General features: G+C 53.2%; 24 protein-coding genes and 1 pseudogene. 13 read left to right on the forward strand and 12 right to left on the reverse strand.

What is annotated here, in order from left to right:
- Positions 1 to 8: 8 nt before the first annotated feature.
- Together P2W70_RS16175 and P2W70_RS16180 are read left to right on the forward strand one after the other, a co-directional pair.
- Positions 9 to 1,601 carry a RagB/SusD family nutrient uptake outer membrane protein gene (locus P2W70_RS16175; RefSeq protein ID WP_276482532.1) on the forward strand — a complete coding sequence of 531 codons (1,593 nt, stop codon included), beginning with the start codon at positions 9 to 11 and terminating at the stop codon, positions 1,599 to 1,601.
- A 20-nt stretch (positions 1,602 to 1,621) separates the two neighbouring features.
- A complete protein-coding gene (locus tag P2W70_RS16180) occupies positions 1,622 to 2,851 on the forward strand; it encodes a sialidase family protein (protein WP_276482533.1) in 1,230 nt (409 codons plus the stop codon).
- Between the two features lie 130 nt (positions 2,852 to 2,981).
- Here the strand turns inward: P2W70_RS16180 and P2W70_RS16185 are convergent, their stop codons facing one another.
- Positions 2,982 to 4,286: a hypothetical protein gene (locus P2W70_RS16185; RefSeq protein WP_276482534.1), complete on the reverse strand. Its 1,305-nt coding sequence runs from the start codon at positions 4,284 to 4,286 to the stop codon at positions 2,982 to 2,984.
- Positions 4,287 to 4,400: 114 nt separating this feature from the next.
- On the opposite strand from P2W70_RS16185, the gene P2W70_RS16190 reads away from it, so the two are divergent.
- The 3 genes from P2W70_RS16190 (at position 4,401) to P2W70_RS16200 (ending at position 5,812) form a co-directional block, all read left to right on the forward strand.
- On the forward strand, positions 4,401 to 4,802 hold the full coding sequence (locus tag P2W70_RS16190; RefSeq protein WP_276482535.1) for a hypothetical protein: 402 nt from the start codon (positions 4,401 to 4,403) through the stop codon (positions 4,800 to 4,802).
- A 133-nt stretch (positions 4,803 to 4,935) separates the two neighbouring features.
- Positions 4,936 to 5,262 carry a hypothetical protein gene (locus tag P2W70_RS16195; protein WP_276482536.1) on the forward strand — a complete coding sequence of 109 codons (327 nt, stop codon included), beginning with the start codon at positions 4,936 to 4,938 and terminating at the stop codon, positions 5,260 to 5,262.
- A gap of 241 nt (positions 5,263 to 5,503) precedes the next feature.
- Positions 5,504 to 5,812: a hypothetical protein gene (locus P2W70_RS16200; RefSeq protein WP_276482537.1), complete on the forward strand. Its 309-nt coding sequence runs from the start codon at positions 5,504 to 5,506 to the stop codon at positions 5,810 to 5,812.
- 101 nt (positions 5,813 to 5,913) lie between these two features.
- Here P2W70_RS16200 and P2W70_RS16205 read toward each other — a convergent pair whose 3' ends face one another.
- The 3 genes from P2W70_RS16205 to P2W70_RS16215 all read right to left on the reverse strand — a co-directional run bounded on the left by P2W70_RS16205 (position 5,914) and on the right by P2W70_RS16215 (position 9,127).
- Positions 5,914 to 8,052, reverse strand: a complete 2,139-nt coding sequence (locus tag P2W70_RS16205; protein WP_276482538.1) for a type IA DNA topoisomerase — start codon at positions 8,050 to 8,052, stop codon at positions 5,914 to 5,916.
- Between the two features lie 120 nt (positions 8,053 to 8,172).
- Entirely contained in the window at positions 8,173 to 8,436 is a 264-nt protein-coding gene (locus tag P2W70_RS16210; protein WP_276482539.1) for a hypothetical protein, read from the reverse strand.
- Between the two features lie 13 nt (positions 8,437 to 8,449).
- Entirely contained in the window at positions 8,450 to 9,127 is a 678-nt protein-coding gene (locus P2W70_RS16215) for a hypothetical protein (protein ID WP_276482540.1), read from the reverse strand.
- 189 nt (positions 9,128 to 9,316) lie between these two features.
- On the opposite strand from P2W70_RS16215, the gene P2W70_RS16220 reads away from it, so the two are divergent.
- From P2W70_RS16220 to P2W70_RS16230, 3 genes are all read left to right on the forward strand, one after another.
- Complete coding sequence (locus P2W70_RS16220; RefSeq protein ID WP_276482541.1) at positions 9,317 to 10,162, forward strand: hypothetical protein; 846 nt, start codon at positions 9,317 to 9,319, stop codon at positions 10,160 to 10,162.
- A 125-nt stretch (positions 10,163 to 10,287) separates the two neighbouring features.
- A complete protein-coding gene (locus P2W70_RS16225; protein WP_276482542.1) occupies positions 10,288 to 11,562 on the forward strand; it encodes a serine hydrolase domain-containing protein in 1,275 nt (424 codons plus the stop codon).
- 757 nt (positions 11,563 to 12,319) lie between these two features.
- Positions 12,320 to 13,330, forward strand: coding sequence for a hypothetical protein (locus P2W70_RS16230; protein WP_276482543.1), 1,011 nt, complete (start codon positions 12,320 to 12,322; stop codon positions 13,328 to 13,330).
- 70 nt (positions 13,331 to 13,400) lie between these two features.
- Here P2W70_RS16230 and mnhG read toward each other — a convergent pair whose 3' ends face one another.
- Genes mnhG through P2W70_RS16265 form a run of 7 tightly spaced genes read right to left on the reverse strand, consistent with a single transcriptional unit; the run spans position 13,401 to position 19,136 of the window.
- Positions 13,401 to 13,799 (reverse strand): monovalent cation/H(+) antiporter subunit G, encoded by a 399-nt coding sequence (gene mnhG / locus P2W70_RS16235; RefSeq protein WP_276482544.1) that lies wholly within the window; start codon positions 13,797 to 13,799, stop codon positions 13,401 to 13,403.
- On the reverse strand, positions 13,792 to 14,067 hold the full coding sequence (locus P2W70_RS16240; protein WP_276482545.1) for a monovalent cation/H+ antiporter complex subunit F: 276 nt from the start codon (positions 14,065 to 14,067) through the stop codon (positions 13,792 to 13,794). Before P2W70_RS16240 ends, mnhG begins: the two co-directional genes overlap by 8 nt.
- On the reverse strand, positions 14,064 to 14,540 hold the full coding sequence (locus P2W70_RS16245; RefSeq protein WP_276482546.1) for a Na+/H+ antiporter subunit E: 477 nt from the start codon (positions 14,538 to 14,540) through the stop codon (positions 14,064 to 14,066). Before P2W70_RS16245 ends, P2W70_RS16240 begins: the two co-directional genes overlap by 4 nt.
- Positions 14,541 to 14,542: 2 nt before the next feature.
- Positions 14,543 to 16,075: a proton-conducting transporter transmembrane domain-containing protein gene (locus P2W70_RS16250; RefSeq protein ID WP_276482547.1), complete on the reverse strand. Its 1,533-nt coding sequence runs from the start codon at positions 16,073 to 16,075 to the stop codon at positions 14,543 to 14,545.
- Positions 16,072 to 16,425 (reverse strand): Na+/H+ antiporter subunit C, encoded by a 354-nt coding sequence (locus tag P2W70_RS16255; RefSeq protein ID WP_276482548.1) that lies wholly within the window; start codon positions 16,423 to 16,425, stop codon positions 16,072 to 16,074. Before P2W70_RS16255 ends, P2W70_RS16250 begins: the two co-directional genes overlap by 4 nt.
- A 2-nt stretch (positions 16,426 to 16,427) precedes the next feature.
- A complete protein-coding gene (locus P2W70_RS16260) occupies positions 16,428 to 16,841 on the reverse strand; it encodes a Na+/H+ antiporter subunit B (RefSeq protein ID WP_276482549.1) in 414 nt (137 codons plus the stop codon).
- A 3-nt stretch (positions 16,842 to 16,844) separates the two neighbouring features.
- Positions 16,845 to 19,136, reverse strand: coding sequence for a putative monovalent cation/H+ antiporter subunit A (locus P2W70_RS16265; protein WP_276482550.1), 2,292 nt, complete (start codon positions 19,134 to 19,136; stop codon positions 16,845 to 16,847).
- Between the two features lie 283 nt (positions 19,137 to 19,419).
- Between P2W70_RS16265 and P2W70_RS16270 the strand changes: the two genes are divergently transcribed.
- The 4 genes and pseudogenes from P2W70_RS16270 to P2W70_RS16285 all read left to right on the forward strand — a co-directional run bounded on the left by P2W70_RS16270 (position 19,420) and on the right by P2W70_RS16285 (position 22,738).
- Positions 19,420 to 19,761 carry a hypothetical protein gene (locus tag P2W70_RS16270; RefSeq protein ID WP_276482551.1) on the forward strand — a complete coding sequence of 114 codons (342 nt, stop codon included), beginning with the start codon at positions 19,420 to 19,422 and terminating at the stop codon, positions 19,759 to 19,761.
- A gap of 114 nt (positions 19,762 to 19,875) precedes the next feature.
- Positions 19,876 to 20,472 (forward strand): annotated as a pseudogene (locus P2W70_RS34390) (carboxypeptidase regulatory-like domain-containing protein); the annotation flags it as partial.
- 415 nt (positions 20,473 to 20,887) lie between these two features.
- The gene (locus P2W70_RS16280; protein WP_338119865.1) at positions 20,888 to 22,156 is read left to right on the forward strand and encodes a TonB-dependent receptor; all 1,269 of its coding nucleotides are present in this window, start codon (positions 20,888 to 20,890) and stop codon (positions 22,154 to 22,156) included.
- An 18-nt stretch (positions 22,157 to 22,174) separates the two neighbouring features.
- Positions 22,175 to 22,738 (forward strand): hypothetical protein, encoded by a 564-nt coding sequence (locus tag P2W70_RS16285; RefSeq protein ID WP_276482553.1) that lies wholly within the window; start codon positions 22,175 to 22,177, stop codon positions 22,736 to 22,738.
- Between the two features lie 61 nt (positions 22,739 to 22,799).
- On the opposite strand, the gene P2W70_RS16290 is transcribed toward P2W70_RS16285, so the two are convergent.
- Positions 22,800 to 23,390, reverse strand: a complete 591-nt coding sequence (locus P2W70_RS16290; protein WP_276482554.1) for a hypothetical protein — start codon at positions 23,388 to 23,390, stop codon at positions 22,800 to 22,802.
- A 219-nt stretch (positions 23,391 to 23,609) separates the two neighbouring features.
- On the opposite strand from P2W70_RS16290, the gene P2W70_RS16295 reads away from it, so the two are divergent.
- Positions 23,610 to 24,179, forward strand: a complete 570-nt coding sequence (locus P2W70_RS16295; RefSeq protein WP_276482555.1) for an RNA polymerase sigma-70 factor — start codon at positions 23,610 to 23,612, stop codon at positions 24,177 to 24,179.
- The last annotated feature ends 4 nt before the right edge of the window (positions 24,180 to 24,183 follow it).

Raw genomic sequence — 24,183 nt, forward strand, 5'->3', positions numbered from 1 at the left:
AAAAGACAATGAAAACGATCAATAAGATTTTAATGGCTTGCTTGGCGTTGAGCAGCGCTTCCTGCAGCAAAGACCTGCTGGAGATCAAGAACGAAAACCAATACAACTATACCGACTATTTTACCTCTCCTGCTACGATCCAGCAGGCCACCAACGCGGTCTATGCGGTGTTCAACAACAACGGCATGTGGCCCCGTGAATATTACTACGATTTCGATCTGCTGAGTTTTGATGTGAAACGGGAGAAACCCTTACTCGGCTCTTACCTGCAATTGTCCGACTGGGCACACAATGGCACCCACCTCGAATTGTCGCAACTGTGGTCGGGCATGTATCGCCTCATCGCCCGTGCCAACCTCGTACTCGACCGGCAACCGGTCGTGGCGGCTACTACCACCGATGCCACGGCGCTGGCTACCATGAACCGCAATGTGGCAGAGGCCAAATTCCTGCGGGCTTATGGACGTTACCACATCGCCATGCTGTGGGGTGACGCACCGATGCGCAAAGACCTGAAGAGTTATACCGAGGAGCAATTCCCCGGTCGTGCCCCCGTGGCCGAGATATGGGCAGCGGTGGAAACCGACCTGAAAGAAGCCATCGATGTATTGCCCGTTACCTACGGTGATAAAGACCTGGGGCGCGCCACCAAAGGAGCCGCGATCGGTTTGCTGGGCCGTGCCTATATGTACCAGAAGAAATGGGCCGATGCACAAAAAACGCTCGACCTGATCACCAAAGCGCCCTATACTTATGACCTGCTGCCGATGGCAGAGTGGGATTTTATGTTCGATGATGTGGCTGCGCATGCTGCCAACAAAGAAACCATCTTCCAGGTGATGAACAAGAGCTGGGCGGTCAATGACTATGCCCTGGCCAATGGCTGGTCGGCTGTTTTCGGTGGCGCTGAATCGGCTGGTAAATCCAGTATGAGCATACGCGCCCAGGAATACGATTTCCTCGGTTGGAACAATACCCTGCTGACCACAGCAGCCGCCAAAGCATTCTCTTACCCCTGGCCAGGCCGCGATACATTGGTCAAGGATCCCAGAGGTAAGGTGACCTTCTATGGAGATGCCGCCAGTGCCGGCGCTACCGTGTATGCGGAGAAGACGGCTACCCCTACTGCATTCCCCTTTGCTACCAAGGGCTATCAATTGCGTAAATATGGGTTGAACTTTGCCTATCCGGGTGCCACGCCCTACATCACCGGCGTAAACGGGCAGATCATGCGTTTCTCCGATGCCCTGCTGCTGTTGGCTGAATCGTATATCCAACAAGGCAATACAGGCACCGCACCGCTGGACCTCATCAACCGGGTACGTAACCGCGCAGGTGCCCCCCTGTACACCACGCTGGGCGATCAAACGGCGGCAATGGCCAAGATCGAACTGGAACGCAAGCTGGAGCTGACTGGTGAGCAGTCCCGTTATTTTGACCTGATCCGCTGGGGCAAATATGTAGCGACCATCAATGCCGAGCGCAAGGCGGAAGGCATGACGGAACCCCTGGAGGCAAAACACGTATTGTTGCCCATTCCCAATGTGGAGAAGGATTACAATCCCATCGTGAACGGTGCGGTAAAGAATGGATGGAATTAATGCACGTACCGGATAAAACGATGAACCTGATCCGACTGATCACCGTTTTCCTGCTCCGTCGCTCCATATCGGGGCTGGCGGGGCAGGGAGCTACGGCGATGCTAAGGCTGTACGGGTTACCTTTGGGGCTATTTGTATTACCCCTTATGGCAACAGCACAGCAGCAAGTACCCGGTACGATCGTCGATCACTCGCCCAAATCCTCAGGACGCTATATTGGCTCGCCCAGTCTCTGCGTGCTGCCCGATGGCAGCTACCTCGCTTCGCACGATTATTTTGGTCCCAATAGCCAGGAAAAAACGGCCGGCATCGTTAAGGTCTTTCACTCCCGCGACAAAGGCGCCAGTTGGTCGCCCATCGCTGAGCTGAACGGACAGTATTGGTCCAAGTTGTTTGCACACCATGGTAAAGTCTATATCCTGGGCACCTCCAAAGAATACGGCGACCTCGTCATCCGTCGTTCCGATGACGGCGGACATACCTGGACGACGCCCAGCGACCCCCTCCATGGTTTGTTGCGCACCGGACGTTTTCATTGTGCACCGACACCGGTCATTGAACACAACGGACAACTCTGGCGGGCCATCGAAGATGCCATGGGGCCCGTAGCTGGTTGGGGTAAAAGTTTCCAGGCGGTGATGATGCATATACCGGTAGATGCCGATCTGCTACAGGCCAGCAACTGGCGTTATGCCAGTCCCCTGCCCTACGATTCCAGCTACCTCAATGGGAAGTTTGGCGGCTGGCTCGAAGGCAATGCCGTGGTGGCTCCCGACGGAGCCATCAGGAATATCCTGCGGGTACACTTTGTACAAAAAGGCAGTGAGAAAGCAGCCATAGCCACGTTGTCTGCTGATGGTGCAAGCGCTGCGTTCGATCCCTCGGCCGGATTTGTCGAATTCCCCGGCGGTGCCAAGAAATTCAGTATCCGGTATGATAAGTCGTCGAAGCGCTACTGGACCTTGTCCAATTATGTGCCGCAGGAATACGAGAACAACAACCAGGAACGGGTGCGCAATACGCTGGCGCTTTGCAGCTCGGCCGATCTGCACACCTGGCAGGTGGAGCGCATCGTGTTGCAGAGTACCAATACCGGCCACCATGGTTTTCAGTATGCCGACTGGCAATTCGAGGGCCGCGATATCATTGCGGTGATCCGTACGGCCTATGACGATGCCGAAGGTGGTGCCGACAACCAGCACAATGCCAACTACCTGATCTTTCACCGCATCGATAACTATCGTAAATAGTATCAACTTCTTCGCCCGCGACTGTAATCTCAGCGTGGCGTTGTGGATCTTTTAAATACATCAGGCGACGGCTTTTGCTGTCGCCTCTTTTTTTGCGCGCGCCAGCAAATACATTACCCAGTAAGTGAGCTTACCGGTTGGTCTCGCTCACCCAATGGAATTGCTTTTCAGACAAGGGGAATGGCGTCGTGCGTTTGCGCAACAACAGGTACATCGAATCGGTGTTGGGGTAGCTGGTAAGCTCCACCCACACACTGTCTTTGACGCGGCAGGTAAACCGGCCAAGTACCACAGAGTCGCTGTAGCTGCGTTTGAAAGCGATGGTTTGCGTAGCGCTGTCGTATTTCATGCCGGCATACCCGCGGCCATATACTTGCCGGAAGCGTTTATCGGTGGTCTTGATGCTGCCGCCATTGTAGTTCTCAAATACGATATTCTGCCAGTACACGGAGTCGGGCGCATGCAGGTTGAGTGTATCCCCAAACCTTGTTTGTTGCACCACTTCATAAAAGCCTGCTGCCACAGGAAGCGTGCGCGGACTGTTGGCGTTGCCGCGGGCAGCGGGTATCGTGTATTCCAGTTGTCCGTAAATGGCCAGTGCCAGGAAAAGCCATTTGGCCGAGCGGGCAATGATACGGCCGCGTTTGGTGGTAAAGGGCCAGGTAAAGATGGGACTGGGCACCGCCTCCAGGCGGAAGAAAAAACGGATGAGGCGTGGCGTTTCCTGGGCCAGCAAATAGAAACAGAGTATAACGATGGAAATGGAATTGATCTTGACCGGGATGTCGTAACTCAGGTTCAGCATCATAACGTTGAAGAACACGCCGGTGGCTACCAATACGCCCAGCGTGGCCGTTTGGCGGAACATCAACAGTAGCGCAGCCGTTACTTCAATAGCACCCGAGAACATTTCATATTTGGGAGACACGCCTACAAACAACCAGGAAAAACGCATGGGCAGGAAATCGCCCAACGGCGTAGCAAACTGGCTGATCGACGGGAAGGGCATTTGCATACAAAACAACTTGATGATGCCGTATACAAGGCCCATGAGAATCAGGAAATACCGGATGCCCAGGCAAAACCAGTAATTCAGCTTTTGATACCCCGGCCGTTTACGGTCGATCACCGACCAGATCACCATACCTACCACCGCCAGGAACAAACAGGTAGCTACCTGCATCCATTGTTCGGGGTAATCCCCATTCCCATTCGGAGACTTGGTGGCCGGCGGGATATGAAAAAGGAGTTTATTGAAAAAAAGCGTAACGGCTTCGCTCGCTATATAATAATATTTTGATAAGAAGTCGGAGCCGGGAATAACGGATAAAAGGTCCCAGGGACCCAGAAATAAGGCATAAAACAGGAAAAAGAAGCGGAAAATCAGCTTTTGCCACCAGGTCCAGGTGGAAGTTGGGGTCGTGAGCAAGTCCATGCAGTTGGTTTAAGGGCTTAATATACGTCAATTTCCCAGTAAGGGGCATACCAGCCGGCAGATCCGGGCGTTTATAGAATACCCTAAATCCGTAAACCCTAAATCGTATCCTGCATGAAACAGTTGGAGTACGCGTATTTTCACATCTATCACTTTTATTACCAGCGTAATCAAGGTCTCACCAGTTTGCCGGCACGTATGCAGACCATGTATACCGTTTCGATCTCCGCCGGCGGATGGATATTACTGCTACAAACCATTTTTCTGCGATTGGTCAGGCACGCCTGGTTCACCTCCCAGGATGCAGCCATGATCTTTGCCATCGCCGTGTACCTGGGCGCCGCCTTGTTGTGCTACCGTATATTCATCACCCGTAGCTACGATGAAAAGATCTACCAGAAATACGAAACAGACCGTGCGAATAAACCCGGTGGACTGCTCTTCGCCTTTATGATGGTCTCTGCCCCTTACCTGTTACTGGCGTTGTTCAAGCAATTTTTTCCTGCACAGCATTGATAGGCAGGTGCGGGTATAATTTGTACAACAAGTACGATAATGTCTACAACACAAAGCGTGGTCCCTGGGCCACGCTTTTGCTATTTTTGACCTGCGAAACGGTATCCATCATTACCCACTAAAATCAGTAGTCATGAGCAAGAAAGTAAAAAAGCAGGAGTCTGACGAGTCGGAAGACCAGAAATACCCGTTGCCCATTTACGATAAGAAAGACGATATCTATAGCCAGGGTGAAGAACTGGGGCTCGATGAGCAGGGAGAAATAATCGATGATGAAGAGGAGGAAGACCTGGACGAGAATGACCTGGATGTACCCGGTTCCGAATTGGACGACGACAATGAGGCTATCGGTGAAGAAGATGAGGAGAACAATTATTACAGCCTGGGAGGCGATAACCACGATGACCTCGAAGAAGACCGCGACGAGCTCGATGATGAGCGGGCCGATGACCGCAATTAGTGCTTTACACCTTCACTTTTATACGAGAGGGCGGCTTTTGAAAGAGCCGCCTTTGTGTTTTTGGTGGTCAGGATTTGCCGGCCTTAAACACCGCAGGACTCGCACCCTGAATGTCCGGATATGGGCAAAAATGCCTGTCGCGTACCATTTGCTCCGTACGACGCAGGTAATTGCCCGCTGCATCCGGTAATTTTGTTCCCGTTGGAGGGCATCCCTGCGACAAAATATAAAACACTGCGCCATGAAGCCATTGACCATTCTCATCACTGGTCCACTGCCTGTAGCGGGTCATTTGGAACCCCACCTGCAGCGCATGATGGAAGAAGCCGACGCGGTCAAGGAAATGGGGCATGTGCCGGTCATGGGCCGCTGGGTGGGTGAAGCCCGGTTCGAGACAAGCCTGGCCACCGTAGCCCGGCAGGTGCTCCATCACTGTGATGGGGTGATCCGGATCAAAGGTCCCTGTGTCAAAGCGGATGAGATCGTACAGATCGCGGTCAACCTGAACAAACGGGTATACCGCGACCGCGCAGAATTGCCCATCGTATAAACCGTTCCTGCATACATAGCCATGAAGAACTATCCTCAAAAAGGGCACCCGGCCAGTTTCAATGGGAGATCTCCTGTACCCTTCCATAGGGTGCAGGAGCTTTAACCCGGTTCTACAACCGGTTCAAAGCCTGCATTGAAGCTGATCTTCCCTTCCACTTCGGCACCAGTACCAGCCAGTTGCAATCCCTTGATCTTACCGGTCTTTCCTTTCGTCAGCAGGTCGGTGATCTGTTTGTCGGAGAGTTTTTTGCCAAACAATTCGAAGGGCAGCTTGAAGCCGCAGACCTTGAAGTTGGCGCAGCCATAGGCCGTGTTGCCTTTCTTCAACGGATGGGCCTTGCATTTGGGACATTGTTGCTCTTCAATGGCAACAACCTTTTTGGGTTCTTTGGGCTTGGGTTCTTTTTTCGGCTTTTCTTCTTTGTCCTTTTCTTTCTTCTCGGGTTGTGCTGTTGCCACCGAGATCACTTTGTAGGTCGCCGTTTTCACTTCCTGCGTCAGGTCGATCACCATCTGGATCAGTTCCTGCTTGAAAGTTTCCATCGCATATTCCCCTTTTTCGATCAGTCGTAATTTGCGTTCCCAGATACCGGTGAGTTCCGGACTCTTCAGCAGTTCGGTTTGGATGGTATCGATCAGGTCGATGCCGGTTTGGGTGGCGAAGATGTTCTTCTTGCGTTTCTCGATGTATTTGCGGCGGAAGAGTGTTTCAATAATGTTGGCACGGGTAGAAGGCCGGCCGATGCCGTTGTCCTTCAGCAATTCGCGCAGGTCTTCATCATCCACCTGTTTGCCGGCCGTTTCCATGGCGCGTAGCAGCGTAGCCTCCGTGAATGCCTTGGGCGGCGATGTTTTGCCTTTGTGGATGCGGGGCGTGTGCGGACCACTCTCCCCTACGGTAAATACTGGTAGGATGCGTTCTTCGTCTTCCCCTTCTTTGGGTTCGGGTTTGTCGTTGGCGTACACTTCTTTCCAACCGGGCTCCAGGATCTGTTTGCCCGTTACTTTAAACGCCACCTGCCCTACCTTACCGAGTACCGTGGTATTGGCGATCTTACATTCTGGGTAGAAGGCCGCGATGAAGCGCCGCGCCACCAGGTCATAAATACGTTTCTCTTCCGGCGACAGCCCCGATGGGTACATCCCCGTGGGGATGATGGCATGGTGATCCGTTACTTTCTTATCGTCGAAGACGGTTTTGAGTTTGGGAATGGGATTGGCCAGGATCGGCGCCGTCAGCGCTGCATAGGGCGTCAGGTCTTTCATGATGCCCTCGATCTTGGGATGCAGGTCTTCCGACAGGTAGGTCGTATCTACGCGCGGATAGGTGACGAGCTTTTTTTCGTACAGGTTTTGAATGTACTTCAGCGTATCGTCGGCCGAATAAGCATATTTCTTATTGGCTTCTACCTGCAGGGCTGTAAGGTCAAACAGCCGCGGGTTGCCTTCCTTGCCATCCTTCTTTTCGAAGGAGGTGATCTCGAAAGGATGTTCTTTGAGATAAGCCAATCCTTTTTCGGCGCGGTCCAGTACTTTGATGCGGTCGATGGTGGCCGTGAATTCCGTATCCCGGTACACGGTCTTCAGTTCCCAATACTCTTCCGTTTGGAAGGCGTTGATCTCTTTTTGCCGGGCAACGATCATCGCCAGCGTCGGGGTTTGTACCCGGCCGATGGAGAGGATGGTTTTGCCCTGCGCAAATTTCTTGGTGAAGAGACGCGTCGCGTTCATGCCGAGCAGCCAGTCGCCGATGGCGCGGGCACTGCCGGCCGCATAGAGGTTGTTGTATTGGGCCGAATCTTTGAGCTTCTGAAAACCTTCCCGGATAGCAGCCTCCGTAAGCGAGGAGATCCAAAGGCGTTTTACCGGTGCGGCACATTGCGCTTTGAGCAATACCCAGCGCTGAATGAGTTCGCCTTCCTGGCCGGCATCACCACAGTTGATGACCTCTTCGCATTGGCTCACCAGTTTTTGAATGACTTTGAATTGCTTTTCGACGCCGTCGTTGGGGATGAGTTTGATGCCAAAGCTGGGCGGTATCATGGGCAGCGCTTCGAGGCGCCAGTACTTCCAGTCGTCGGTATAGTCGTGGGGTTCTTTCAGGGTGCAGAAATGCCCAAAGGTCCAGGTCACCTGGTACCCGTTGCCCTCGAGGTAACCCTCTTTACGTTCTTTCGCCCCGATGACGGCGGCAATGTCACGGGCCACACTGGGTTTTTCTGCAATACAAACCTTCATACGCGCTTAAAGCGGCAAATGTCGGGAATTTTTGGGCGTTATGCCCTCGTTGAAGGGTGGATCGGCGTGAATGTGTATATCTCGTGGATGCGGGTGGCCCTGGGTATGGGCCACTGGCTGTTATTGGTCAAATTCGGCCGGTAGTTTTTCCCTGGCAGCGGCTTCGATGGCTTCGAACAGGGGGGCGAAAAACATAGCGTCTTGCTTGGACTCCAGTACGGGTTGAAGAAACGATCCCAGCCAGTATTTAACATGCAAGGCATGTATGGCCGGATGGCCAGTGAGCGTGACTTGTGCATCCCAGGATTCTTTGATGCCTTCCAGTTCCACATCAGCCAGGCAGGGCTGGTCGTTGCCGGTGAATTCAATTTGTACGATGATCATAGAGAACAAACAACTATTGGGCTTTTGGTTGTATTTGCTCTACCAGTTTCCCTTCGACATCGATCAACCATATTTGTTCGTACGGACCGCCGAAGTATTCCACCAGCATGTCGAGCGGAAAGAGGTGGTCGAGTTCCGGCTCGGTCAGGTCTTCATCGTTGTGTAATACCACACCGCCGATCTCATGGCCAAAGAGCCGTTCGCCGAGCATATTGATCACGTACAGTTTGATCAGTTTTTGCATCGACCGGGTAGGCGGTCCGGGCAGCGTAGCGCACACGTGTAGGTTGATCAACTGGTCTTCCGGTTCGTCGGGTAATACGAAATACAATTCCTGCGGATCGATGCCGATGGTGCGCAGGTGTGCGTCGAGATGGAGAGGCGCCGCGCCCACGGGATTCAGCCGGATGAGTTCCCAGCGTGGCAGTTCGGGGGCTTCGTCCAGCAATTCGTCGGCTGCGTCGAAATACTGGGTTCTTCCTTCGGCTGATATGACGAGTTGGGGTTTCGCTTTGTTGGCCTTATCGCACAATACATAGGCCGATAAATAGCGGTGATAGGCTTTGATCTGCGTCATAAGGTCGGCCATCAACCAATCCATTTCTTTGGATGGCCGTTCGGATAAGACCCGAAACTGCGACTCATGTTGTACAAACCACTCCCAGAATTGCGCGGCCGATCCTTCCTTCATAGGTGTCCAATTTTTTAGGAATTACTAATGGCTCACCAAACATATTAAATTTAATTAAGACGGTCACATCACTTTTGCATGAACATTTGCGGCAAGGCTAACCAGCAGGTTGTTAAAGTTTTGTCAGGCCAGTGCCGCTGCCGTAATTCCGGGGGCCAAAGCCTTATCTTAGTTCAAAATCCCCTTTTTATGGCCGTTCGCCGCAACCGGTACTTACTGCTCAACCACGTGTTTTGTGGATTATTGGTGTTGTTGGTACTCAATGATCATCTCTTCAAAACCACGTATGGCAATTGGTGGACGGGCAAATTGTCCGACGCTGCGGGCATCATCCTGTTGCCGTTGGTGCTGGGTTTTGTGTTTCCGAAACTGCGCCTGCATGTTTTGTGGATGAGTGCGCTGTTCTTTGCCTGGTGGAAATCGCCCTTGTCGGCAAGCTTCATTACCTGGTACAACCAATGGGCGCCGATGGCCATTACCCGCGTGGTGGATTACAGTGATCTGCTGGTATTGGTGTTGTTGCCGGTTCCTTACTATTTGTTGCAACGGGTCGATGGTGCGCATCGGCTGGCCATCCACAAGGTCCATCCTGCTTTTGTGTTGTTGCCTGCCATGGTTGCCTTTATGGCTACTTCCGCGCCCTATTATTACCGGTACAACCGCAGTACGGGTAACCTGCATTGTCTGAACTGTTATATCGATATAAAGCTCAGTCAGGAACAGATCGTTCAACAGCTCGCCGCCGGTCACATTCTATTCGACAGCGTGCGTAGTTTGCAGGACACGGTGTATACTCCTGTCGATACCATACGGGCTGCGGTGAAAGAATACAAGATCAATCAGCTCGTGATCGAGGGCGATACCTTGCAGGCGGTCGATTTTACCATGTTGGATCGCAGTGGAGGCAAAACCAGGGTCTATTTTACGGGCATGCAGGTGGCGCCCTATGACTTCAACGACTGGCGCCTGGCAAAGAAAATGCGTAAGCTGTACCGCAGTAAGATATTCAAAGAGCTACGTTCGCATGTTGAATAGTTCAGTCCTTGAGGCCTGTATTCCCTTGTTGCCTACGGTGCCTTGGTGCCTCGTTGCCTTTTTGCCTCGTTGCCTTTTATCCGTATATTCAATCAACCATTCCTGCCATTGAAATACGCATCATCATGAAACAAACCTTGCTTTGCCTGCTCGCTATAAGTCTTTTAGCTGCCGTGTTGTCCTTTTCGCATCAAACCAATAACGCCCCCGCTCCTGCCGTCATCATCACGCCGTCGGTCAAAAGCCGGATCGATGCCACGTTGAAGGGATATATCGATCAGGGCAAAACAGTCGGCGTGTCGGCCCTGATCTTCGAACACGGAAAAGAAGTATACTACAACGCCTTCGGGATGGCCGATCGGGAAGCCAACCGCCCCATGGACCGCAATACCCTCGTGCGCATCTTCTCCATGACCAAACCCGTAACCGGCGTAGCCCTGATGACCCTGTACGAGAAGGGCGCCTTTCAACTCGACGAACCCTTGTCTAAATACTGTCCCGAGTTCAAGGATATGAAAGTGTACAAAGGTGTCGATGCCAATGGCAACCTGATCACGGAGCCTGCCAAGCGCCCCATCACCATCCGCGATATTACCCGCCATACCGCCGGCTTTGCCGATAACAGTATCCCCGCCCTCGCCAGCCTGGTGAAGCAATCGGACTACATGAACCTCAACAACGACCTTGCGGAAATGGCCAAAAGGCTGGCCGCGATCCCGCTACAGTTTCATCCCGGCGATCAATGGAACTATGGTCCCTCGGTGGATGTACAGGCTTATCTCGTCCAAAAACTGTCGGGCAGGCCCTATGATCAATACTTGCAGGAAACGCTCTTCAGGCCCCTGCAAATGAACCATACGCGGTATGTAATACCAGGGGCAGACCTCGATCGCTTTGCGGCCCTGTATAACCGCAGCCCTTCGGGTGACCTGACCCGGGTTCCCGACTCTTCCGCCAACAAGATGAACGCCGCCAATTGGGCCCTCAAACCCGGCGGCTGGGGCCTTACTTCCACCCTCGACGACTACATGAAATTTACCCAGATGCTCGTCAACAAAGGCGCTTTGGGCAAAACGCGCATACTGAAACCCCAGACGGTGCAACTCATGAGCACCAACCAGCTGTCGGATACCATCACCCAACGGATGTGGTTGCCCAGCAAGGGACGCGTAGGCTTTGGGATCAACTTCGCGGTACGTACCCAGCCACCCGCCAATGCCAACGAGAACCATGGCATCGTGAGCGAATATTTCTGGGATGGCGCCGCCAGCACCCTTTTCTGGGTCGATCCCGTCAATGAGCTCACCGCTGTATTCTTCACCCAGGAAATTCCTTTCGACCCCGTCAAAATGCACAAAGGTTTCCGTGATGCCATCTACGGTGTTTACGGCGCGAAATAGGCAGGTGTGATTGTTTGTTGGACTTGTTGTAGATTGCAGTCCGAAAGCGTCGCAAGAGGCTTGTAATGCGTTCCACGCGCTGTGACCGGTGGGTCTTCGATGCTGGTTATCGTATTCCAGGAACAAGTTCCCTTCCGAGAGCGCCCGGCCTGGGTGCCGATGGTATGGGTAGTGTACTGGTAATGCACGGGTAGTGCACTGCGAATGCACTGAGAGAGCACTAAACCCCTGTATAGTCCTGGTAGTGTACCGGAGCTATCCTGGAACATACGTAGTATAGTCCGCATACAGTCCACATACAGTCTGCCTACTTTATCTCCCCTTTTCGGGTACTATGCCGATGCGGTTATGTTGGCCGTACTACCCTTCCTGCTCCCAATGTCATGACATTTTTCGCAGAACTTGGAACACCCCTGCCCGTCGATGTATATTTGTGAGCGTTCAAAAGGGTACCGCTCCCTACCCGCTTCCATGCCGCTCCCTACTCGCTCCCATGGAAGTGTAATGAAAATAGCACAACTTTTCTAAATCAATCTCTTACACCAAAAGCGATAGGGCCCAGCGTGTCTAAGCGTCAGTACTGGGTTTCCTCGATGCCTCTGTGCCTTGATGCCTTTGTGACTTTTCTTCCTGTATTTCCTCGGTGCGTTTATTCCTCGCTGCCTAGATGCCTCATTGACCATACTACAAATTGAGTATAGGCCACCCCTTCGGGCCTGCCGACTTTTGACTAACCAATTCAGCAAAACAGAACAGTATGAAAAAGTCACTCGTCTATGGTCTGCTCCTGCTCTTGTCATCCGGCAGTATGTTGCCTGGCTGTGCCCAGAACGACCGGAAGCCCCTGGCCTCCCAGCCCGGTAAATCGGCAACAGCAAAGATCCCGGCCAATATGCACCTCGTACAACCTGTCACCATCGCTAAAAACAATACCATGCAAACGAACCATACGCAACCCCAGCCCCCTACAGCCTCGTTGACCATCGGTCAGGGTCATTTCTTCTCCTATGCCCTGCCGCCCGGCTGGCGCGTGGGCGAAGACGGTCAGTTTGCCCTCACCCTCGTAGCGCCCGATCAAAAGGCTTTTACCGTCATGGTCGGCAATGCCGGCCTGATGCCCGGTTATCCGGCCGGCCGGTTTATCTATGAGAAACTCATGGCCTTGCAACCCAATGGACTTTCGCTGAGCGAGCCCATGAGTGCTACTCCGGTCAAGGGGTTTCAGGAAGCCTATCGGTTTCAGTTATCTTATCAACTGGCCAGTGGTAGTTATGTGGGGGAAGCGGTTTGTCACATCAACAACTATTACGGCGGTTGTGTGATGGCCATGACGGCAGCCATTACCGAACGGTCGCAATGGAAAGATTATGCCAACTGGCTGCCGCAGGTGTCCCGACAGATCGCTGCCACCAATGGCGCCGCCTTTGGTATGCGCGGTGTGATGCAGCAAAACCTGCAGGAGTCCAAAACCTTTGGTGAAGCCATGCGCTCTTACCGCGAATGGTCGCAGGAAAAATGGCAGCAGGTGACGGATGAGCGCAACCGCTCAGTAGACCGGCAGCACGAGCAGTTTCGCGAAAACCTCGGCGCGGTCAATACCTACGGCAACCCATACAACAACAATGTGCCGCTACAACTCAGCACCCAGTATAAATATTACTGGATCGATCAGCAAGGCACCGTCGTGGGGACCGACGATCCATCGGTCAATCCCAATCATGGTAGTACCAGCGAATGGAAACAATTGCAACGAAAGAAGGAGCAATAGTTACAGGCCCGTTGGCGAGGGGCGACAGGAAAGGTCCTGCGCCTCTTTGCTTTTTGCACCCCGTACCCGTTCAGGTATTGGAAGCCGGCAACTCTCCCTCCCGGTCGGCCTGGTCGATATCGCTGCGCAATTCGAGGGTGTCTTTGTCATATTTGCCTTCGAGGTCATCGACCACGGAGTGTTTCCACAGTTTGGTGCCAGTGATATAAGCGGCCCGCCCGATCATATGACCAGCCACCGGCGCCGTGAGGATGAGAAAGAAAGTAATGGCGAATACCTTGGTGGCCACGGGCAGGGTGGCAAAATAAACAGCCGCCGACAGCAACAAAAGACCCACGCCCAACGTAGCCGCTTTCACGGTCACCGAAAGCCGCAGGTAGAAATCGGGCATACGCACAATGCCGATCGCGGCGATCAACACAACAAGCGCCCCGACGGTGCTGATGATCATGATGAGGATGTCAATCATTGCCTTTTCTTTTTTCGAGGTAATAAGAAAATGCTACCGTGCCCAAAAAGGCGATCAGCGCCAGGATCATGGCATCATCCAGGAAGGTAGCCTGGTTAGCCTGTATACTGAAAATCGTGATGATGCCGATTCCGATCGTGATCAGCAGGTCGAGCGCGATCACCCGGTTCACGATACGGGGCCCCTTGAAGAAGCGGTACGCTACCAGTATCACCGATAGCGACAGCATCGGCAGGATCACCCAGGTTAAATAGTCTCGTAGGTTCATCGTAAAATATCCAATAGTCTTTTTTCCAAACCGTTTTTTAATTGCCTGATAAAAGCCTCTTTGTCTTCCAGGTACATCACATGGATATACACCACCTTCCGGTCGCCGCTTACATCCAGGATCAGGGTGCCTGGTGTCAGGGATATGAAATTGGTGAGAAAGGTGATCTCCAGGTCCGTCTGCGCATCCAGCGGGTATTGCACGATGCCGGGCTTTACAAACAGGCGGGGCGTGATCACGTCATATGCTACCTGCAGGTTGGCTTTGAGCAGCTCATACAGGAAAAAGAAACCAAAGCTGATGATGGCCGGCACGCGCGTGAAATACCGTTTCCTTTCTTCCTGGATGGAGATCAGCCATAGTATCCCGTAGCTCAATACAAAGCCCAGCACGAAATTGCCAAATACAAACTCCCCGGTGAGCATTACCCACACCAGGGTCAGCATAATATTCAGTAAGAGCTGTTTGATCATACTTATCTGGTTTGTGTGGCGGGTACAGCATCAGGTCCCAAAACACTTTTAATATAAGGCGCCGGATCGAGCAGCTCATGCGCGATACGGTCCGATAATACATTGATCCTTTCTGCAAAAAAGCCGATGTACAATGATAGCAGCACCAGCATCACCACCGGCGTCACCAGCATGAATTTTCGACCTTTGCTCAATCCCGCAAAACTATCGGGCGGACTGCTTTCCAACGCAGGCGCTTTCTTCCAGAATACATTGCCCCACAACCGGGCAATGACAAACAAGGTCACGAAACTGGCCAGTATCATGGCCACCAACAAGTACCACGCATGATACGCCATCGATTCCCTGAACAGGTTGATCTTGGGCCAGAAACCAGATAGCGGCGGTATGCCTACCAGTGAGAACAAGACGATTGCCATGAGGATCGACAGGCGCGGGTATTGATCGTACAAGCCGCCCTGTTGTTCCGTGTTCATCGTACCCCGAATTTTATTCACAAGGCCGGTGATGAGGAACAGATTGGTTTTTACGATCACATCATGTACCAGGTAGAAGATGGTGCCTGCCAGTGCCAGGTGCGTATAGAGCCCCAATCCACCCAGCAGGTAGCCGATATGACAAACGATGAGGTACGAAAACAACGTACGCATGTTTTCTTTGATTAAGGCCCCCAGCGCGCCCGTCAGCAGGGTCAGACTGGCAATGATGAGGAATACCGTACGGGTAAAATCATCGGGAATGAAGATGAGCGTGTACACGCGGATCAGCGCATAGATACCCACCTTGGTCAGCAAGCCGCCAAACACCGCCGCCACCGCCGAGGGTGGTGTATGGTACGAAGAAGGCAACCAGAAATACAAGGGAAAGACCGCCGACTTGATCCCAAACCCAATAAAGAACAGCAGACCCGCAATATCGGCCAGACCGCGGTTGGAGACGCCCGACATTTTCAGGGAGAGGTCGGCCATGTTCAGACTGCCCGTCAATCCGTATAAGATCGCAATGGCCGTGAGGAACATCACCGACGCCAGCAGGTTGAGGGTGACGTATTTGATACCCCCTTCTACTTGTGGTTTTTTGCCCCCGAGGGTCATCAGTACAAAAGAGGAAATGATGATCACCTCAAACCATACGTACAGGTTGAAGATGTCACCGGCCAGAAAAGCGCCGTTCAACCCTACCAGCAGAAAATGCAGGATCGGGAAATAGCCGTATTGGATCCGGTTCTTACTGATGCCCACGGTCGAATACATGCTCACCGCCAGACCGGTAAACGCGGTCAGCAACAACATGGTGGCACTGAAAGTATCCGATACGAAGGTAATGCCGAAAGGCGCCTGCCAGTTGCCGGCCTGCAAGGTCAGGTGACCCTGGTGCCAGGTTTTGTGAAACAGGGCGATGCTCATGATCAGTACCAGTAAGTTGCCCGCCACGCTGATGATCTGCTGCACCAGGATGCGGCGCCAGCAAAAGATCAGCGCGATGGCGATGGTCAGGTGACCCAGTACCGGAAGAAGCAGGTATTGATCGGTCATATGCTGGTATCAGGGGTGTTTAGATCGTTGAGGTCATCAGATTGGATCAGTACATGCACGCGCTTCAGCAACACGATCGCGAACGATTGCAGGCCAAAGCTGATCACGATCGCCGTCAGGATCAGTGCCTGTGGCACCGGGTCGGCATAGGCGCCGGTCAGCGCTTTTTCCGCTTCGGGAATAATTGGAGGCTTGCCCCGTGTAATACCGCCCAGCAGGAAGATGAGCAGGTTGGCGCCATTGCCCAGCAGGATGATCCCGATGAGCAACTTGACCATACTTCTGCGCAACATCATGAAGATGCCGGTAGCATAAAATACGCCGATCAGTATGAGTAGTAGTAACTCCATAATTATAAAATACCGTCGGATATGGTGAACAATATGGTGAGGGTGATGCCGATCACGACGAGGAAAACGCCGATGTCAAAAAACAAGGGCGTGCCGATGGACCCGATGATGGGCACCTGCACCGACAACCATTCGCCGCTCATGAAGGGGCGGCCAATGGCCATCGGTACAAAACCGCTGATCAGCGAGATGGCCAGTCCGACAGGAATACAGGCGCTGGGCACAAACCGCAACATCTTTTTCGTTTCAACCAGGCCGTGGGCGAAGGCATGCAGCACAAAAGCGATGCTGGCAATCAATCCACCCACGAAACCACCACCCGGGTTGTAATGTCCGCGAAGCAGAATGAATACCGCAAACAACAAGAGTAGCGGCAGCAGGTAGGTAGAGGCTGTCTTGAGGATAATGCTCTTCATACGTTATTCTTTATTGTCTGAACTGATCCTGAGTTTCATTAAACTATATACACCGAGCGCTGCGATCGACAGCACGGTTATTTCAATCATCGTATCGAAGCCACGAAAGTCGACGAGCATCACGTTGACGATGTTCTTTCCTTTGGCCAGCAGATACGCATTCTCTGCATAGAACTCACTGGTCTCTTTGGTGGTGGGCTCATTCAGCGCGCCCAATGCGATCAAAGAGATAAGGCCGCCAAAGAGTGCCGCGAGAATGCCATCCTGCCACAACTTGTCGTTGATCCGTAAAAAGCGAGGCAGGCGAAACAATACCAGTACAAACAAGACCACAGTGAGGGTATCGATGGTGAATTGGGTCATGGCCAGGTCGGGCGCACTGTAGATGACAAACAGCAAACAGATACAATAGCCCACTACGCCCAGGCTGGCCACGGCGGTGATGCGGGAGTTGGTGGAAATACTTTTCCAGATGGCGGCAAGGGTGACTACAAAGATCACGACATCGTACAGGCGCAGACCGCCCACCACCGCCCGCCGGTCGAAATACAAGTGTACACCCGTCAGTATTTTAGTACCCAATAAGAGAATGATAAAGGTGATGATGGAGAATACATACGACCGAAGGTTGCCATTGTGCAACAGACGGGTGTACTTACCGGCAAACCAGGTAAACCCCTGCCCTGCTTTCCGGTACAGGCTTTCGGGCGACAGGTGCTCCCAGCGTTGTTGCAGTTTCCCCTCCGGCGGTGCAAACCAGCCATACAATAAAAAGCCAGCCAGTAAAGTGAGGCCGCTCAGGGCGAGCACGGTATTGAATCCATGCCAGATAGCCAGGTGGGCATCGACGGGTGTGTTAGCGATGGCACTCGCTACGGCACCGGCCAGCCCGTTGGTCAGCGCAGGCAGGATGCCGAATGCGAGGCACAACAAAGCGAGTACGCAAGCGGGTAACCAGAGTCGCGCGTTGGGCAAATGCAAGGTCCGGTGATGATCGGGCAAGGGGCCGGTGAAGGGCCTGATGCCCGCCTGAAAGCCGGCATACAACACGAGTATATTCGTGACCAGTGCCACGGCGGTCAATACCCAGGGCCAGTTGATCGCTTTCAACGTAGCATCGTAGATGAGGTCTTTGCCAATGAATCCATAGGTCAACGGCACACCGGCACTCGAGAGGGCGGCGATGCCGCCAGCGATGGCGACCGGCCACATGACTTTGCGCAGGCCGCGCAGTTTTTCAATATGCCGGGTGCCGGTTTCATGATCGAGCATACCGGCTACGAGAAACAGGGTGGCTTTGTACAAAGCATGGGTCAATATGAATACACCGGCAGCTAACAAAGCTTGCTGTGTACCAATGCCCAGAAGAAATACAAGCATGCCCAGGGCGGCGACGGTACTGTAAGCCAGTATTTCTTTGAGGTCTTTGCGGTGCATTGCATGGAAGGCGCTGTACAACATGGTGATTCCACCGAAGGAGATCAGGGTGTATTGCCAGTAGTCGGTTCCCCCTAGCATGGGCGTGAACCGGGCAAGCAGGTACACGCCTGCTTTGACCATCGTGGCAGAATGCAGGTAGGCCGATACCGGTGTGGGCGCGGCCATGGCGCCGGGCAACCAGAAGTGAAAAGGGAACTGGGCCGATTTGGTAAAGGCGCCCGCACAGACCAGGGCCAGCATCCAACCGTACAGCGGGTGGTTTTGCAGGCTGCCGGCAGTACCCAGCAATTGAGCAATCGAGAAACTCTCAGCCACCGTGCCGATGAGCACAAAGCCGGCCAACAGCAGAAAGCCACCCAGCCCGGTAATTACTAGTGCCTGTAAGGCGTTGCGGCGTGATTTGGCGGCTTCGTGGTCAAATCCGATCAGGAAATAAGAGCTGATGCTGGTAAGCTCCCAAAAGATGATCAATAATAGCAGGTTGTCGGCCAGCACGACACCGAGCATCGATGCCATGAAAAAGCTGATATAAGCAAAGAAACGATCGAGGTGGCGATGTCCTTTCAGGTAATAGGAGGCGTAGATAAATACCCCCGTGCCGATGCCGGTGATCAGGAGGGCAAACAACAGGGAAAGCCCATCCAGCCGGAAATCGAGGTTGACGCCCATGGACGGTATCCAGGGGGTGCTGGTCAGCAGCGGACCGTTTTGGGTGACGGGATATAAAGAGGCGAAGTAGAGGAACAAACCCGCCGGCAACAAGGCAGGCAGCCAGGAAAAACTTCCTTTGATCCACCTGCCGAGCAAGTTCCACAATGGCGCGAATACAAATCCCAGGAGTACAGCTATCAACATACGCGTGCATTTGGTCCTGGCTAAATATACAAAATATATGCAAGGGGGAGGCGGTGCGGGCGATCTCCGGGCAAGGTTGCAGCGACCGCTTACTGATTATCGCCCTGTTTGTTATACATGCCGCCGCCACCGATTTCGCAACAACCCTGTTGCCATGCGGGTCGTATGGTGGCGGGAATATCGGGGGGCATGTTGGTGCCCGCACTTTAAAAAGAGATTAGAATTATGGACGGTGCTGTCAATTGATGGAGTTTCCCTAATTTGCAACCCTGTATCAATGTAATTGAAGGCACATCCCGTCATAAAACCCCTGGTGGCCCTGGCCATGTTGCTGTTGTTTACGCTCAGCATCACGCCCCGGCAATACCTGCATGACCTGTTTGCCGATCACCGCGATATCGCGGTGCACACCCACGATACCGACGAAGATCAGCTCGATACCGCCGGCTTCAGTTGTAACACCCACGACCAGGTAGCCGAATCTCCGTTTACCGGTCATCCTGCGCAGCCGCGGATAACGCCTCCTCTGCTCTTCCCAACGGCTACTACGCAGCACTTCCTCACCCATCTTCGCCTGCAGGCTCCGTCTGTTGTTGACGGCCGTGGTCCGCCTGCCTTAGTATAAGTTTTATTGCTTTCATTCCGGGCATCCTGCACCAGCAGGTGCTTCACTATTATCATTTACACGATGTTGTTAAGACTAATTCTGTTGTCTGTCCTGTTAGCAGGGCAGCAAGGCATGGCACAATCCTGCCTGTTCCAGTTAACGGGTCATATTACCGACGAGGATACCGGCGAGCCGTTGGCCGGCGCCACCGTCCGCTTGCTGGCATTGAACCGGCAGGTATTAACTGATACGGCCGGCGATTTCCGGTTCGACAGTCTCTGTACGGGCCGCTATACCCTTGAGGTGACCCATATCAGCTGCGGTACCGTGCAGCAAAAGATCCGGCTGGAGCGCGACCGCCATGCCGACCTTGTGATGCCACATGCCCGCAGTACCCTCTCTGCCGTGATAGTGGAAGCGCAAAAGGGAACACCCAACACGGGCTTTAAGAAAGAACTGAGTGGTCGTGCACTCGAGCAGGCCAAAGGGCTCTCCATCTCCGAAGCGTTGGCGAAGATCAATGGCGTTACCCTGTTGCAAACCGGCTCCACCATCGCCAAGCCCATCGTTCATGGCTTGCATGGCAACCGCCTGTTGACCATCAACAACGGCGTACGGCAGGAAGGACAGCAATGGGGCAACGAACATGCTCCCGAGATCGACGCTTTCATCGCCGACAAACTCACGATCATCAAAGGCGTCGATGATTTGCGGTATGGGTCCGATGCCATCGGCGGCGTGATCCTGGTGCAGCCCAGGCCTTTGCAATACAAGCCCGGCTATGCGGCAGAGCTCAATGCGGGCTATTTTACCAACAACCGGCAATATGTAGCCTCCGGTGTATGGGAGCAGCAGTTTCAACAGCTACCGGCTTTTGCGTATCGCATACAGGGCACGTTCAAGAAAGGAGCGAATGCGACCACGCCCCATTACCGGCTCAACAATACGGGCAGTGAAGAGTATAATTTCTCGGCGACCGCTGGTTGGCGCCAACAACATTTCAATACCGAATTATTCTACAGTCAGTTCAATACCAAGGTGGGCATCTTCCAGGGGTCGCATATCGGCAACCTGAGCGACTTACAGCAAGCCATCGGGGGCCGATCGCCCCGATCCGGTATTCCTGGGTCAAAATACGTACACCATCGGTCGCCCCTACCAGGATGTCACCCACCACCTGGCCAAATCCAAAACACAGTTCTCGCTCAACGGTCACCGGTTTACGGTGCAACTGGCTGGTCAGTTCAACAACCGCAAAGAGTATGATATTGTACGCGCCAGTTCCAGCAAAACGCCCCAACTGAATTTGTCCATCTCCACCCTGTCGGAAGACATCAGCTGGGAACATCCCTCCTGGCACAACCTGCAGGGCACAGTGGGCGTAGCTGCCATGCAGCAAGACAATGCTTATGCCGGCCGGTACTTTATTCCCAATTACCAATCCAATACCTGGGGCGCTTATGTGTTGGAGAAATGGGCCCGTCATCGCTGGGAACTACAAGCAGGTGCCCGATACGACAATAAACACATCTCTACCAACCGCTTGCTGTCGGGTGGCAGCAGTTTTGATCAATACGATTTTCAGTTCAGCACTTTCGCCGGTTCTGTCCATGCTGCCTTCAAGCCTGGCAACCACTGGAAGATCAATAGCGCCCTCTCACTGTCGCAGCGGGCGCCGCATGTCAACGAATTGTTGAGCAACGGCATTCACCATGGTACGGCTACCTATGAAGAAGGAGATATCAACCTGCATCCGGAAAAAGGTATTAATCTCTCCCTCGGTGTGCAGTGGCACAATGAAGCCAATACGCTTTCTGCCGAAGTAGATGTTTATCACAACCGCATTGATGATTTTATTTACCGGCAACCGGTGCCCGAAGAGCCGGTGCTGACTATCGCGGGCGCCTTCCCCAAGATCCGCTACCAGCAGGCAGATGCAAGTCTTACGGGCCTCGATCTGTCGGTGGTCGTGCGCCCCCGGCAATCGTTGGAATGGACCTCCCGCGCTTCCCTGCTGCGTGCCCGTAACCGGCAAATCGGTGACTGGCTCACGCAAATGCCGGCCGACCGGTTCAGTACAGCACTCGCCTACAATTTCCGCGATCATAAAAAGCTATTGGGTAGTTACGTATCGGTGGAGTGGCAGCAGGTGTTGGAGCAAACGCGCATCCCCGACGAATCACAGGGCAAGGTGGATTACAAGGTACCGCCTGCTGCCTATGCCTTGATCAACCTGCATGCTTCGACCACGATACCGCTCACGGCACGGATGCCGGTGACGGTAAGCATCGGCGTACGCAACCTGCTGAATAAAGTCTATAGAGACTACCTGAACAGTATGCGGTATTTCGCCGATGAGATGGGGCGTAATATTTACCTGCGCCTGAAGCTGCCTATTACCAGTCGTCAATAAACCAACAACATAAAGAGTATGAAAAGACAATTCCTCCGTTTGAGCGTCGCAGCCCTGCTGGTGGCTACTGCTTTCACCGCCTGTAAGAAAGACAAAGGCGAAACCAATGAAGAAGAGGTGATCACCACCCTGCAACTGACCTTTACGCCCCAGGGCGGTGGTTCGCCCCTGGTGTACAAGTTTGAAGATGCCGATGGTCCCGGTGGTGCAGCCCCAACGATCGACCAGATCGTACTGGCTCCGTCAAAGTCTTATGATGTAGCCCTGCAGTTGCTCAACAAGACCGCGAATCCCGTAGAGGATATCACAGAAGAAATTGAAGAAGAAGCTGCCGCACACCGTTTCTATTTTACCCCGGCCACCGGCTCCAATATCACGGTGAGCGGATTGGATAAAGATGCCAATGGTGTTGACCTCGGCCTGCACAGCGTGTGGACGACCACGGCGGCCGCTACGGGCAGCGTCAAGGTGACGCTGCGCCACTACCCCGCTGTTCCGCCCAACAAAGCTGCGGCCGACGCAGTAGACAGCCAAAAATCGGGTACCGATATCGAGGCGACCTTTACGACAAAGATCCAATAAGTACTTAAAAGCAGATAGCGCCGGTTATCGGGCGCTATCTGCTTTTAATTCGTTTTGTTGTCTATTCCCCGATGGGCGATACATTGATATAATCTCCGCTATCATGTCCCACCGTCAGGTGTAACTTGCCGGCCTCCCGGGTAAAAAGTGTTTTGTCCAGCTGCGTGCGGGCAATCTCATCAAAGGCAAATGCCGCATAAGCCAGTGGCAATATCCAATCCAGGAATTCATAATCTGCTGTATGCGGTTTGATGGTATTGTCGATATGTAGCAGGGAAGCCAATTGCACATAGCGGTTGGCGGGCTCATAATCGGGCTCCGTGGCCCAATCGGCGTCGTCTCTGTCGTAGGCGTTGGCACCGACCATCGATAACAGCGGCGTGGCGTCGTTTTCATCGGCAAATTTGAACAGTCCTATCCAGATGGCAGAGATGCCGGGGGGAGCAGGTTCTTCCGTGACCACTTCGTTCATCCAGGCTACAATATCAGCTTGCTCTTTGGCAGTATCGATCGCCTTCAGGGTGTCCCAATAAGGCTTGGGATATTGTTGCGCGTGCGCATCGATGAACTGCTGCCAGGCGGTTTGCACAGGCAGTTGTTGGGCCAGCGTGCTGGTCAGCAGGTCCCAGGAGGTATCGTGGTTGAATGCCATGGCTGGTGTTTTTGGTGCACGATGGGTGTGCGCTGCGAATATAGTCATTTGCGGTCGGCGATGCGAACGGTGGGTCCGTTCGGCCATTAAAACCGGTAGTTGGGGGGCATTTACCGGGCTGATTGGCCAAAAGGTGATAATTTGACCGAACTTTTTAGCCGGGCGCGTAAGGGTATTCAGACAATGATGTGTCTACGCTTTATGATACTGACAGGGCGAATGGAAAATTATGCAGCCTGTGCATTCAAAACGACCACAGCAACTATGACGGCGGAAGCCCACTACCGGCAATATTTCTATACCTATTTCGAAAGGTTGTTCGGCTATGCTTTTACTATGGTGAAAGACAATGCCGAAGCCAAAGACATTGTGCAATCGGCTTTCCTGAAGTTATGGGAAAAACGCAGTTCCATCGACCTGCCCAATGCAGGCCGGGCTTACCTCTATACCACGGTCTATCATTTGTCGCTGAATGCGATCCGTAACCGGGCCATCCGGAAAGGCCACCACGCGCAGCTGGCAGACGGTATCACCACCGTACATGTTCATACTGCCGAGGAGGCGGAGATCCGCGAACGGATCAGGCTGGCCATCGAGACTTTGCCGCCCCGATGCCGGGAAGTGTTTTGCAAAAGCAGGCTCGAAGGGAAGAAGTACGATGCTATTGCCGCTGAACTCGATATCTCGGTCAAGACGGTAGAAGCACAAATGAGCAAGGCCCTCAAGCTGCTCCGTACGCAACTGTCGGACCTGGCCCTTACCTCCCTTGTTTTGTTATTTATCCGCTGAAACC

The sequence above is a fragment of the Paraflavitalea pollutisoli genome (assembly GCF_029360705.1).
In the GTDB taxonomy this organism is placed as follows: Bacteria; Bacteroidota; Bacteroidia; order Chitinophagales; family Chitinophagaceae; genus Paraflavitalea; species Paraflavitalea pollutisoli.